Here is a 13,015-nt window from a genome sequence, read left to right as displayed (position 1 = left end):
AAGCGCGCTTGAACCACGAGTCTGACCTGGTGACTCCCGTACAGACAACTCGTCTCCTCCCCCGCACCTACCGGCCGTTGTTCGCCCACGCCGACTTCCGGCGGCTGCTGCCCGCCCTGGCGGCCTCCGATCTCGGTGACGGGATGAGCGTGGTCGCCGTGGCGTGGCTGGCCATCGAGATCGCTCCCCCGGGGCAGTCCGGGATGCTCCTGGGTGCCGCGCTCGCCGCGTACGCGCTTCCGGGGGCGGCCGGGGCACTGCTCTTCGGGCGGTGGCTGCGCCGGCTTCACCCCGGGCGGCTGCTGGCGGCCGACAGCCGGATCCGCGCGGTGCTCCTCGGCTGTGTTCCGTTGGCCTGGGCCGCGGGGGTGCTGCACCCGGTGCTGTACGTGGCCCTGCTCGCGGGCTCGTCCGTGCTGCATGCCTGGGGGAACGCGGGCAGGTACTCGCTGCTCGCGCAGATACTTCCGCCCGACCGGCGGCTGGCGGCCAACGCACTGGTCAGTTCCAGTGTCTCGGCCTCCATCGTCGTGGGCCCGGCGCTCGCGGGGTTCCTGGCGGCGGTGATCGCTCCCGCCTGGCTCATCGGGCTCGACGCGCTGTCCTTCGCCGTGCTCGCCGTCCAGGTCGGGCGGCTGCGGGGCGCGGCGGCCGGGGCGGACGGGAAGGACGGGGCGGGCACGGAGGGCGCGGAGGATGCGAAGGGCCGGGACGACAGGGAGGACGGAAGGGACGGAGCGGGGGCGACGGCCGCGCCGGTCGACGCCGACCGGTCGGCGGCCGGCCTGCGCCTGCTGCGCAAGCAGCCCGAGCTCCTCGGTGTCCTGGCCCTGACCTGGTTCTTCAACTTCCTCTACGGACCGGCGGAGGTCGCCCTCCCGCTGCACGTCACCGAGGACCTGAAGGCTGGGGCGGGGCTGCTCGGCCTGTACTGGACGCTGTTCGGGGCGGGCGCCGTGCTGGGTGGCCTGGCCGCGGGCGCACTGGGGCGGTTCCCGCTCTGGCCGGTCACCCTGGGGATCGTCGCGGGCTGGGGGCTGGCGCTCGTACCCTTCGGTCTCGGTGCGCCCGCGGCCGTCACGCTGGCCTGTTTCACCCTCGGCGGCCTGATCTACGGACCGTTCACCGCCCTGTCCTACACCCTCTTCCAGGAACGCACCCCGGCCGCCGCGCTGACCTCGGTCCTCGCCGCGCGCAGCGCCGCCCTCCTGACCGCCGGGCCGGTGGGCACCGCGCTCGGTGGTCCGCTGATCGCGCTCCTGGGGCCCCGTCAGGTACTGGCCGCTTCGGGGATCGCGACCGTGGCGCTCGCCGTGGTCGGGGCCGCGGTCCGGGTAGGGGCCCGGGCTCGGGGGCGGCGTCGCGTCAGGACCCCCGTACCGCTGTGACGGGCGTGCCGTCGTCGATCGTCCGTGCTCGGCCGGCCGGCGCACCGGGGTCGCCGTGCAGACGCGCCGACACGGATCAGGGCCGTGCGGCGTGGCCGCACGGCCCTGATCTTTCCCCGTGGCCTGTTCAACGAAGGGGCGGGACGGGGAAACGGTTCTCCGGAGCCCGGTCGCCCGACCGGGCCGTCGTCCGGAATCAGGCGGGGGTGATGTTCTCCGCCTGCGGGCCCTTCTGGCCCTGCGTGATGTCGAAGGTCACGGCCTGACCCTCCTGGAGCTCACGGTAGCCAGACGCGTTGATCGCCGAGTAGTGGGCGAAGACGTCCGGGCCGCCGCCGTCCTGGGCGATGAAGCCGAAGCCCTTTTCCGAGTTGAACCACTTCACGGTTCCCGTAGCCATGTTCATGCCTTCCCGTTGACGTACGTCTTCCACACGGCGTGGAAGACGGAGGTGATCGCCCTGGTCCTACGGCACAACACAGCAAAACTGCCCACGCCGAATGGCACGGGCAAGGCACTTGGAACCACGACAGCTACCCGTGAAGGTACACGCCTGCACGCACTGTCACCAGGGGGAATGATCTCGCCTTCGGGGCGAGATTCAGCCCTTTCGCCCACACTCCGGGCGCGGCCGTCCGTAAATGCGTCGAGTGGCGGCCCCGGGATGCCGTACTGTGAGGTCCACCGACGCGGGGTGGAGCAGCTCGGTAGCTCGCTGGGCTCATAACCCAGAGGTCGCAGGTTCAAATCCTGTCCCCGCTACTGCTCGGAAGGGCCCGGATCCCCATGGATCCGGGCCCTTCCGCTGTCTCCGGACCCCTCCGCGCGGCACGGGCCCGGCTCTCTTCCGGCTCCGGCCCCCTGCCCTGGGCCCCCGCCCCGTGCCCCTGTCCTGATCCCGCCCGCGCCCTGATCCCGCCCCCGTCCCGCTCCGGGTCGTTCCGTCGCGTGCGCCACGGGCCGGGCCGCCGGGGTGCGGCTCCACGTCACCCGGTGGCCCGTGGCGCCGCCGCTCCGCCTCGCCGTGTCCGCCACGACGATGAGTACCCCACCCGTCATGTGACGGCACTCACATGACGATCTGTCGTCCGGTGTCGACCGGACGGGGGGTGGCGTGCGTATGCCCGGTGAGAGGGACACATGGATTCGGGAGCGATTTTTTGACCATCGAGGAGTTCGAGGAGTTCTACGCGCAAGCGGCAGGACGGCTCACAGGACAGCTCTACGTGATGCTCGGCGACCACCACGAGGCACAGGACGTGGTGCAGGAGGCCTTCGTCAGGGGCTGGAGCCGCCGGCGGCAGCTCGACCGCGACGGCCGGCCCGAGGCGTGGATTCGTACCGTCGCGTGGCGGCTCGCCGTCAGCCGCTGGCGCGGGCGGCGGCGCACCGCCGACGCCTGGCAGCGCACCGCCCCCGCCGGCCATGTGGAGGGGCCCGGGCCGGAGGCGGTGGCGCTGGTCGAGGCGCTGCGGCTGCTGCCGCTGAAGCAGCGCCGGACTCTGGCGCTGCACTACGTGTGCGATCTGAGCGTCGAGCAGATCGCCGACGAGACCTCCCTGTCCGCGAGCACGGTCAAGACCCACCTGTCCCGGGGCAGGGCCGCGCTCTCCCGCCATCTGCAGGACCCCCGCATTGAGGAGGCTCCCGATGCCTGACTCCCACGACCCGCTGCGGTCCCTTTTCCGGGAAGCGGCCTCCGCCGGACAGTCCGCGAGCACGGCCCCTCCCGTCGCCGTCATCGAGCGGCGCGGCGAACGGCACCGCCGGCGCCGGATCGCCGGTGTCGCCGCCGCCTGCTTCCTGGTCCTCGCCGGATCCGGTGCGGCCCTGTCCGCGCTCCTCCCGGGGGACTCGGGCCCGACCCTCCCCGCGACCACTCCCGTGCCCGTGGCGCCGTCCCCGACCTCCGCTCCGCCCCCGCCGTCCGGTTCCACGGCGCCGACGCCCAACTCCATGACCCCGCCGCGCAACACCACGGCGCCGCCACCGCTGCGCAGCATGATGCCGCCGGGGAGCACGACGGTGCCGCCGGCCGACCCCACCGGGACCGCCACCACGAGCATGTCGCCGACACCGCCCCGGTCTCTCGGGTAGCACCGCCCTTCCCGCCTCCCCGCCTTCCCTCCCCCCTCCCCACAGCACACCGCCCGCGGACACCGGCCTGAACCAGGGCCGGTGACTCCGCACGCCTTCAGACGGTCAGGAGATCCCGATATGCCCGTTTCAACCTCCCGTCGGCCGGTCGAGTTGCCCGGCTCGCCGGCCGGCTGGCCGCCCGTACGAGAGACCGCGCCCCGCCGCCCGCGCCGCCCCCGCCTCGCGCGTCCGGCGTTCCTGCGGCTCGGCCCGGGCGAGCGCGAGGTGGTGTGGCTGTACCTGCTGACCCGAGTCGGCATCTGGGCCACCGCGGGCGCCGTCAGCTGGCTGTTCCCGGCCGACGGCGACGCCCGCAGGCCGGCCTCGCTGCTCGCGCCCTGGCAGCAGTGGGACTGGTGGTTCTACCTCCGCATAGCCCAGGACGGATACTTCCCCGGCCAGGCCGGTCCCTGGACGGCCGGCTGGGACAACCGCGAGGCCTTCCTCCCCGGCCTCCCCCTCGTCCTGCGCGCCGTCCACACCGTGGTGCCCGACTGGGCCGCGGCCGGAGCCCTGGTCTCGTTCGTCTCGGGAGGCGTCGCCGTCCTGGCTCTCGCCCGGATCGCCCGCCATCACCTGGCCGACCTCGAAACGGGCCGCCGTGCGGTGGCGTTCCTGCTGCTCTCGCCGTGCGCCGTGTTCCTCGCGGCCGGCTACACCGAGGCGCTCTTCCTGGCCCTGGCCCTGCCCGCGTGGCTGGCGGCACAGCGGCAGAACTGGCCGGTGGCCGCGGTACTGGCCTGCCTCGCCTGCTCGGTCCGCGTCACGGGGCTGTTCCTCGCGGCCGCCCTCGCCCTCCACTTCGTCCTCACCGCCCGCGGCCGCGCCGCCTGGCGCTCGGCCCCGTGGCTCTTCCTGCCCGCCCTCGCCCCGGTCCTCTACAGCTGGTACCTGCAGACCCGGACCGGAGACTGGATGGCGTGGAAGCACTCCCAGGAACGCGGCTGGTACCGGGACTTCCACGCGCCCTGGGAGGCCTGGGCGAACACCTGGAACGCCGCCTTCCACCACACCCAACCCACCGGGTACGCGTTCATGTGGCAGGCGGAGCTGCTCGCCATGGTGGTCGGCGTCGTCCTCCTGGTCGTGCTGGTACGGGGCCGCCGCTGGCCGGAGGCCCTCTACACCGGCCTGACCCTGTGGGCCCTGGGCACCTCCTACTGGTACACGTCCGTGCCCCGCTCCACCCTCCTGTGGTGGCCGCTGTGGATCGGCCTGGCCTCCTGGAGCATGAAGCGCCCTCGGATCCGGAGCGCCTACCTCTACGTCGTGGCGCCGCTGTCCACCGCGATCGCCATCACCTTCCTCTCGGGCCGCTGGGCCGGCTAGGACGTCTCTTTCGGATCCTGCCGCCGCCGGCGCCGCGCCGACTGGCCCATCCCGCACGGCGGGCGTTCCATCGAAGGGTGGGCCTTGTCCGGAGGGGCTCTTCGCGGCAGGAGTTCACCATGAGCGGAGTGAGGACCACGCACCCGGGCCGCGCCCGGACCGCGCTGCTGTGCGCGACCGCGTTGCTCGCCACGGTGCTGCCGGCCGGTGGCGCGTGGGCGGCGACCGGGGCGGGATCCGCTCCCGCCCCGTGTGCGGCGTCCCCGGAGCCCAAGGGCGGCGAGGCGAAGCGGATCCTGGACATCGCCAAGGCCGCGCAGAAGGAGCTGGACCTGAACTCCGTCGTGCTGCGGGTCACGCGTGACGGGCGGGAGGTCGTCACCGTCGCGCTCGGCGAGTCGATGACGGGTGTCCCGGCCACGGCGGACATGCACTTCCGGGCCGGTTCGGTGGCGATCGTCTACATGGGCATCGCCATGCTGCAACTCGTCGAGGACGGGAAGGCCGCCCTGGACGACCCGATCTCGCGCTGGCTCCCCGACGCCCCGCACGCCGACGAGATCACCCTGCGCATGCTCGGCGCCTCCACCTCGGGCCTGCGCGACTACGTACCGGACCCGAAGTTCGTCGCGGCCCTGTACGCCGACCCGTTCCGCCAGTGGACCCCCGCCGAGCTCGTGGGCATCTCCGCCGCCCACCCCCTGCTGTACGAGCCGGGGACCAGCTGGAGCTACTCCCACGCGAACTTCGTCCTCCTCGGGCAGGCCCTGGAGAAGATCTCCGGCATGCCACTGGCCACGTTGCTGGAACAGCAGATCACGGGGCCCACCGGGCTGGACAACACCCGCAACAGCTTCACGCCCCAGATCCAGGAGCCCGTCCTGCACTCCTTCGACGCGGAGCGCGGCACGTACGAGGAGTCCACCTACTGGAACCCCTCCTGGACCACCGCTCCCGGCGCGGTCCTGAACACCCACATCTGCGACCTGGCCCGCTCGGCCGAGGCCGTGGGCACGGGTGAGCTCCTCTCGCCGCAGAGCTTCAAGGTCCAGCTCGACCCGGGCACGGTCGGCCTCGGCGGCAACACCCCCGGCTGCGCGCCCAGGGACTGCTTCCGCCAGCTTCCGGACCGGCACTTCGGCTACGGCGTGATCGTCCAGAACGGCTGGATCCAGTCGAACCCGTCGTTCGCGGGGTACGCGGCGATCCAGGCGTACCTCCCGAGCGAGCACCTGGCCATCGCGGTGTCCACCACGGTGGGTCCCAAGGCCCCCGGGAACAACACGGCGCAGACGATCGCCGCCCGGATCGCCGCGGTCCTGGCCCCGGACAACTCCCTGGCCGGATGACCGGATCCGGCGAACGGACCGACGGCCGACGGGCGCGGAAGGCATTCCTCCCTACGGCAGGACGGTCTCCTCCCAGCACAGTCGCATCCGTTCCCGCAGGTCGGGAACGGATGCCGGCGCGCAGGACATGACGAGCACGAAGCTGCTGGGGCCGCGCCCGTCGGACCGCCGTGCGCCGGACCAGTACGTCCACGGGCAGGGCGCCCTGCTCCGGAACGACGTGCGCCCAGGGCACACCGTGCACCTCGTCACCTCCCCCTTCACCCTTGCGACCGTACCCGCACCACGCAGCGGGCCGGGGCGCCGTGCGGCATCATCTGGATCATGACGCATCCCTCCCTGCCGACCACCGAGTCGGCCGTCGCCGCGATCCGGGCCGTCGCGGCCGAGTACCGGCTGTCGATGTCCGTCACCGACGACATAGGCGCCGACCAGACGTCACACCGGAGCTCGGCCGCCCCGTTCGGCGTCCTCGACCCCGACGGATCGCTGCCGCACGAGGCGTTCGTCGAGCTGGGTGGCAGCCCGGCCGTCAGTGTGCGGATCTTTCCCGAGGACGACGCGAAGATCACTGTCGACGGGGTGGAGTTCGACGACGTGCCCCGCGACTGCGTCCCCGCGTTCCTGAGGTCGGTCTACAGCGGGCTGGCCTTCGTGAAGGGACGGTTCTTCCCGCCGGGCTACTGGCTCTCCGTCCCCCTGCCCGGCGACGAGACGTACCGCGAGAGCGTCGGGGGCCCCTCGCTCACGCCCTGGCTCTCCGGCCGCGTCCGCGCCTGAGGCGCCGCCCGCGGACCGCGGCGGCCGTGCCGGGGCCGCGGGTCCGCGGGCGGCACGCCTGCGCCGAACCGGCCCCCGGCCGGTCACCGGGCGCGCATACTCGGAGCATGGCCGACACCACCACCGTCGAGGTCGACACCGATGTGCACGACCGTCTCGCCGTGCTCGCCGCGGACCGCGGACTGAGCCTGCGCGCGTACCTCGCCGAACTCGCCACCGCCCAGGAGAACGAGGCCGCGCTCGCCCGGGCCGCGCGTGCCTTCGAGCGGGCGCTGGAGCGGCCCGGCTTCCGCGAGGGCTTCGCCCGCGACTTCGGCCGGCCGGCGTCGCGCGACTGATCCGGCGGGTGCCCGTGCGACCCGCCGACGGGCCGGGGCGGGGAAACGTACCTATGCTCGGAGAAGGGGCTGCCCCGAGCCCTGGAGGACGGCTGTCATGACCGAGGCGAGCGACGCGGCCCAGGCGGACCGCACTCTGAAGGCCAGGCACCGCGCGATGTGGGCGCTGGGCGACTACCAGTCGGTGGCCTCCCACGTCATCCCGGAGTTGGGGGCCGTGCTCGTGAAGGAGTGCGGCGTCCAGCGGGGTGACCGGGTGCTCGACATCGCCGCGGGCTCGGGCAACGCCGCGATTCCGGCCGCCCTGGCCGGTGCCGACGTGGTGGCGTCCGACCTCACCCCCGAACTGCTGGAGATCGGCCGGCATCTGGCCGCCGTACGCGGTGCCACGCTCGAATGGCGGGAGGCCGACGCCGAGCACCTGCCCTTCGCCGACGGCGAGTTCGACGTGGTGATGTCCTGCGTCGGGATCATGTTCGCCCCGCACCACCGGCCCGCCGCCGAGGAGATGCTGCGCGTCTGCCGCGCCGGCGGCACGGTCGGGCTGATCAGCTGGACCCCGCAGGGCTTCGTGGGCCGGATGTTCGCGGCGATGAAGCCGTACGCTCCCCCGCCGCCGCCCGGGGCCCAGCCGCCTCCGCTGTGGGGCGACGAGGAACACGTGCACGAGCTGCTCGGGGACGCGGTCACCGACGTGGACTCCCGCCGCAGGACGGTTCGCGTGGACCGCTTCACGGGGCCCACGGACTTCCGGGAGTTCTTCAAGGCCTGCTACGGGCCCACCGTCGCCGTCTACCGTGCCGTCGCCGGCGATCCGGAGCGGGTCGCCGGGCTGGACGCGGCGCTCGACGCGCTCGCCGCCGAGCACACGGTGGACGGCGTCATGGAGTGGGAGTACCTGCTGCTGACGGCCCACCGCCGGGGCTGATCCGCGGGGCCGCGCCCGCCCGTCCGTCGGGGGCCCGCCCGTCCGTCGGGGGCCTGCCCGTCAGTCGGGGGCCCGCCCATCAGTCGAGGACCGGGTGCACCTCCGGGTGGGCGTCCCACCACTGCTTGTGGAAGGGGTTGTTGTCCACGTTGGCCAGGTAGGCACGGGCCGCGGCCCGGTAGAGCAGTTCCGCCTGCCCGGCCGAGAGCGCGGCGCGGCTCCATGCGAGGCGGATGCGGCCGATGATGGGGGTTCCGACGAGCGGACGCATCACGGTGCCCTCCCCCGACGGGGCCGTCGGCTGGCTCAGCGCGACCGCGCGCCCCGCGGCGATCAGGTCGTGCTGCATCTTGCGGTCGGTGATCCGGTAGCGCAGCGAGGGGCTGAATCCGGCCTTCGCGCAGGCGGTGACGAGCGCCTCCGGGCCGCCGTCGTCGTCCTCCACCAGGGTCATCCACGACTCCCCGGCCAGGTCGGCCAGTTCGATGCGGTCCAGTCCCGCGAGGGGGTGCGCGGCGGACAGCCGGATGCAGAACGGCTCCTTCGGGATCAGCGTCCTGGCCAGGGTGCCCTCGGGCAGGGGTACCTCGTGGCCGTTGACCTCCCCGTACACGATGGCGTCGTAGCGTCCGGCACCGAGCATCCGCGCCAGTACGGTGACGGAATCCTCCAGGTCCACGGCTATCTCCCGGCCTGACATGGACAGGTCGGTCTGGGCGAGGAGGCCGTCGAGCAGCACGAGCATGATGCAGCCCAACCGCAGCGGGCCACCGGTCGAGATGGCGCGTGCCTGCGCTCCGAGGGCGTCCATCTCGCTGAGGACGCGGCGGGCCTTGGCCAGCACGAACTGACCCAGTGCCGTGGGTTCCACCCCGCTGCGGCCCCTTACGAAGAGCTCGCCTCCGGTGACCCGTTCGATGCGCCGCAACTGTGCGGAAAGCGCAGGCTGGGACACCCCCAGCCGCCGCGCCGCGCCCCCCAGGCTGCCCGCCTCCGCTATCCGGCAGACGGCTTGCAGATGCCTCAACTCCAGCTGCATCCGGGCAGCGTACGAGCCGGGCCGCCACCGCACCATAACGCGGACCTTATGCCCCCCGAGATGTCCCAATCTCGTCATGTTCACGCTCATACTCGGCCGCGAACGACACTCATCCCCGACCCCCCACGATCGGAGTGGACGTTGCATCCCAGCAGATGGACGGCGGCCGTGGCAGCGATGGCGCTGACCGCGAGCCTCGCCGGCGCTCTGGCCGGGACGGCATCGGCGGCGCAGCAGGCGCAGCCCTCCCCGTCCCCGAAGGACACACCGGCCGCACGTGCGGTCGCGGCCGCCGACCAGGCCGTCGACAGCGGTCTGGACTCCCTGGTCAACTCCTCCCAGGAACAGTACGAACGTCGTCTCGTCACCCCCTGGGTGAAGGACCTCTACTCGGTGTCGTACGAGCGCAGTTACCGTGGCCTGCCGGTCGTCGGCGGCGACGCGGTCGTGCTCGCGGACGGCACCGGCAAGGTGCGCGCCCTCCAGTCCGCCTCCTCCGTGCGCATCGACGTCTCCACCCGGGCGTCGGTCTCCGCGAAGGACGCCGAGGCGACCTCACGGGCGAAGCTGGTCTCGGTCGACAAGGTCGAGAGCAGCCGGCTCGTGGTCCGCCTCAAGGACGACAAGCCGGTGCTGGCGTGGGAGACCGTACTGAGCGGCCGGACCAGGACCGCGCCCAGCAAGCTGCACGTCTTCGTGGACGCGCGGACGGGCGCCTTCGTCGACAGCTACGACGAGGTCGTCGCGGGTACCGGCAACAGCAAGTGGAACGGGCCGGGCCCGGTCACCATCGACACCACCGCCTCCGGATCCACGTACACGCTGCGCGACCCGGTCCGGACCGGCCTGAGCTGCGCGGACTACAGCACCGGCACGGTCTTCTCGAAATCCTCCGACTCCTGGGGCACCGGCAACCCCACGAGCAAGGAGACCGGCTGCGTCGACCTGATGTTCGCGGCGCAGAAGCAGTGGGACATGCTCTCCCAGTGGCTGGGCCGCAACGGCGTCAGCGGCAACGGCCGCAGCTTCCCCGCCAAGGTGGGCCTGAGCGACCTGAACGCCTACTGGGACGGCAGCTCGGTCACCATCGGGCGCAACAGTGCCAACGAGTGGATCGCCGGGATCGACGTGGTGGCCCACGAGTACGGGCACGCCATCGACTCCAACACCCCGGGCGGCACCAGCGGCCAGGAGTCCGGGCTCGGCGAGGCCACCGGCGACATCTTCGGCGCGCTGACCGAGGCCTTCGCGGGCGAGCCGGCGCCGTACGACACTCCGGACTACACGGTCGGCGAGGTCATCAACCTCCAGGGCCGGGGCCCGATCCGGAACATGTACAACCCGCCGGCGGTCAACAACGACCCGGCCTGCTACAGCTCGTCGATACCCGGCACCGAGGTGCACGCGGCGGCCGGCCCCCTGAACCACTGGTTCTACCTGCTGGCCGAGGGCACCAGCCCGGGCGGCGGCAAGCCGAACAGCAGCACCTGCAACGGCACCTCGCTCACCGGTGTGGGCGTGCAGAACGCCGGCAAGATCTTCTACGGCGGCATGCTGCTCAAGACCAGCAGCATGTCCTACAAGAAGTACCGGACGGCGACGCTGAGTTCGGCCAAGTCGCTGGACGCCACGTGTGACCTCTTCAACAAGACCAAGGCCGCCTGGGACGGCATCAGCGTGCCCGCCCAGACCGCCGATCCGACCTGCACCCCGAGCGGTCAGAACAACGACTTCTCGATGTCGCTGAACCCGTCGTCGGGGACCGTCCAGCAGGGCGCCTCCGTCACCACGACGGTCGGCACCACGGTCACCACGGGCAACGCCCAGTCGGTGACCCTGACCGCCTCCGGCCTGCCGGCCGGCGTGAGCGCCTCCTTCAACCCGGCCACCGTGCAGTCCGGCCAGTCCTCGGTGCTCACCCTGACCGCCACCGCCAACACGGCTCCCGGTGCGTCCACGGTCGTCGTCAAGGGCCAGGGCGCGAGCCTCTCCCACACCGTCGACTACGCGCTCAACGTGGGCGGCACCCAGCCCGGCAACGACCCGCCGGACATCAACGTCGCCAACGTGCAGGCGCACCTGACCCAGTTCAACACCATCGCGAGCCAGAACGGCGGCCACCGCCGGGCGGGCAGCGCCGGCTACACCCAGTCGCTGGCGTACGTGAAGGGCAAGCTGCAGGCGGCCGGTTACACCGTCACCGAGCAGAACTGCACCTCCTGCACCTACCCGTCGAACAACCTGATCGCCGACTGGCCCGGCGGCCCCGCCGACCAGACCGTCATGTTCGGCGCGCACCTCGACGGCGTCTCGGCAGGCCCCGGCATCAACGACAACGGCTCGGGCTCCGCGACCCTGCTGGAGAACGCCCTGGTCCTCGCCCAGAAGAACCCGACGATGACCAAGCACGTCCGCTTCGCCTGGTGGACCGACGAGGAGCAGGGCCTCAACGGCTCCGAGTACTACGTCAACCAGCTGAGCAGCGCCCAGCGCAGCGCCATCAAGGGCTACTACAACTTCGACATGGTCGGCTCCACCAACGGCGGCTACTTCATCAACAACGTCAACTCCACCACCGCCGCTCCGCTGAAGGCGTACTGGACCTCGCTGAACCTGGCACCCGAGGAGAACACCGAGGGCCAGGGCCGCAGCGACGACTACTCCTTCCAGCAGGCCGGCATCCCCACCTCCGGCTACGCGGCCGGCGCCAGCGCCCGCAAGACCTCGGCGCAGGCCACGAAGTGGGGCGGCACGGCCAACGCCGCCTACGACTCGTGCTACCACAGCTCCTGCGACACCACGAACAACATCAACGCCACGGTGCTGAACCGCAGCGCCGACGGGGTCGCCTACGCCGTCTGGAAGCAAGCGGTCGGCGGTGAGACCCCCGCGCAGGACTTCTCCGTCTCCGTCAGCCCGTCCGCGGGCAGCACGGCTCCCGGCGGTTCCGTGTCCGCCACGGTCAACACCGCCACGGTGAGCGGCGCCGCCCAGACCGTCGCACTGTCCGTCTCCGGCGCGCCCGCCGGTGTCACCGCGACGCTCAGCCCGGCGTCCGTCCAGTCCGGCAGCTCCTCGGCGCTGTCCGTCCAGGTCGGCGCGAGCACGGCGCCCGGTTCCTACACCCTGACCATCACCGGATCCGGCACCGTCAGCCACACCACCACCTACACCCTCACGGTCACCGGTGGCGGCACCTGCACACCGCGCCAGCTCGTCACCAACGGCGGCTTCGAGAACGGCTCCAGCCCGTGGAGCGCGACCGCCGGCGTCATCACCAACCAGTCCGGCCAGACCCCGCACAGCGGCAGCTACAAGGCATGGCTGGCCGGGTACGGGTCCACCCACACGGACAGCGCCGCGCAGACGCTGACCATCCCGTCGGGCTGCTCCACGTACCGGCTCGGCTTCTTCCTCCACATCGACACGGACGAGGACGAGAACGTCGTCTACGACCGGTTCACCGTCTCGGTGGCCGGCCAGACCCTGGAGACCCTCTCCAACCTGGACGCGAACTCCGGTTACGTGGAGAAGTCCTACGACCTCTCGCCGTTCGCCGGCCAGACCGTCACCCTGAAGTTCAACGGCACGGAGGACCAGTCCCTGCAGACCTCCTTCGTCGTGGACGACGTCACCCTCCAGGTGAGCTGACGCCCGCCTGAGCGACCGACCGCGACAAGCCCGGCCCGGCCCCCGCACCACGGGGGCCGGGCCGGAGCCGTCCC

At 72.2% G+C, this 13,015-nt stretch carries 11 protein-coding genes and 1 tRNA gene; 10 read left to right on the top strand and 2 right to left on the bottom strand.

Annotated elements, in window-relative coordinates; translation table 11 throughout:
• The first annotated feature begins 29 nt into the window (after nt 1–29).
• Entirely contained in the window at nt 30–1,388 is a 1,359-nt protein-coding gene (locus tag DEJ51_RS33615) for an MFS transporter (RefSeq protein ID WP_150261384.1), read from the top strand.
• Nucleotides 1,389–1,584: 196 nt separating this feature from the next.
• Here DEJ51_RS33615 and DEJ51_RS33610 read toward each other — a convergent pair whose 3' ends face one another.
• A complete protein-coding gene (locus tag DEJ51_RS33610; RefSeq protein WP_030384970.1) occupies nt 1,585–1,788 on the bottom strand; it encodes a cold-shock protein in 204 nt (67 codons plus the stop codon).
• A gap of 288 nt (nt 1,789–2,076) precedes the next feature.
• Between DEJ51_RS33610 and DEJ51_RS33605 the strand changes: the two genes are divergently transcribed.
• The 8 genes from DEJ51_RS33605 to DEJ51_RS33570 all read left to right on the top strand — a co-directional run bounded on the left by DEJ51_RS33605 (nt 2,077) and on the right by DEJ51_RS33570 (nt 8,251).
• Nucleotides 2,077–2,150 (top strand) — tRNA-Met (locus DEJ51_RS33605).
• 398 nt (nt 2,151–2,548) lie between these two features.
• Nucleotides 2,549–3,046: a SigE family RNA polymerase sigma factor gene (locus DEJ51_RS33600; RefSeq protein WP_150261383.1), complete on the top strand. Its 498-nt coding sequence runs from the start codon at nt 2,549–2,551 to the stop codon at nt 3,044–3,046.
• Entirely contained in the window at nt 3,039–3,485 is a 447-nt protein-coding gene (locus DEJ51_RS33595; protein WP_150261382.1) for a hypothetical protein, read from the top strand. The genes DEJ51_RS33600 and DEJ51_RS33595 overlap by 8 nt, the downstream gene beginning before the upstream one ends.
• A 120-nt stretch (nt 3,486–3,605) precedes the next feature.
• Entirely contained in the window at nt 3,606–4,856 is a 1,251-nt protein-coding gene (locus tag DEJ51_RS33590; RefSeq protein WP_150261381.1) for a mannosyltransferase family protein, read from the top strand.
• Nucleotides 4,857–4,975: 119 nt separating this feature from the next.
• Nucleotides 4,976–6,205: a serine hydrolase domain-containing protein gene (locus DEJ51_RS33585; RefSeq protein WP_150261380.1), complete on the top strand. Its 1,230-nt coding sequence runs from the start codon at nt 4,976–4,978 to the stop codon at nt 6,203–6,205.
• 324 nt (nt 6,206–6,529) lie between these two features.
• Nucleotides 6,530–6,985 carry a hypothetical protein gene (locus DEJ51_RS33580; RefSeq protein WP_150261379.1) on the top strand — a complete coding sequence of 152 codons (456 nt, stop codon included), beginning with the start codon at nt 6,530–6,532 and terminating at the stop codon, nt 6,983–6,985.
• Nucleotides 6,986–7,092: 107 nt separating this feature from the next.
• Nucleotides 7,093–7,323: an antitoxin MazE7 gene (locus DEJ51_RS33575; RefSeq protein WP_150261378.1), complete on the top strand. Its 231-nt coding sequence runs from the start codon at nt 7,093–7,095 to the stop codon at nt 7,321–7,323.
• 97 nt (nt 7,324–7,420) lie between these two features.
• Nucleotides 7,421–8,251: a class I SAM-dependent methyltransferase gene (locus DEJ51_RS33570; RefSeq protein WP_150261377.1), complete on the top strand. Its 831-nt coding sequence runs from the start codon at nt 7,421–7,423 to the stop codon at nt 8,249–8,251.
• Between the two features lie 79 nt (nt 8,252–8,330).
• Here the strand turns inward: DEJ51_RS33570 and DEJ51_RS33565 are convergent, their stop codons facing one another.
• Entirely contained in the window at nt 8,331–9,290 is a 960-nt protein-coding gene (locus DEJ51_RS33565; protein WP_150261376.1) for a LysR family transcriptional regulator, read from the bottom strand.
• A gap of 177 nt (nt 9,291–9,467) precedes the next feature.
• Between DEJ51_RS33565 and DEJ51_RS33560 the strand changes: the two genes are divergently transcribed.
• Nucleotides 9,468–12,941 (top strand): M28 family peptidase, encoded by a 3,474-nt coding sequence (locus DEJ51_RS33560; RefSeq protein WP_150262304.1) that lies wholly within the window; start codon nt 9,468–9,470, stop codon nt 12,939–12,941.
• Nucleotides 12,942–13,015: the final 74 nt, after the last annotated feature.

This window comes from Streptomyces venezuelae (assembly GCF_008642275.1).
GTDB classification, from domain to species: domain Bacteria; phylum Actinomycetota; class Actinomycetes; order Streptomycetales; family Streptomycetaceae; genus Streptomyces; species Streptomyces venezuelae_E.
The sequence above is the reverse complement of the archived record's forward strand: the minus strand, read 5'-3'. Positions and strand labels throughout refer to the sequence as shown.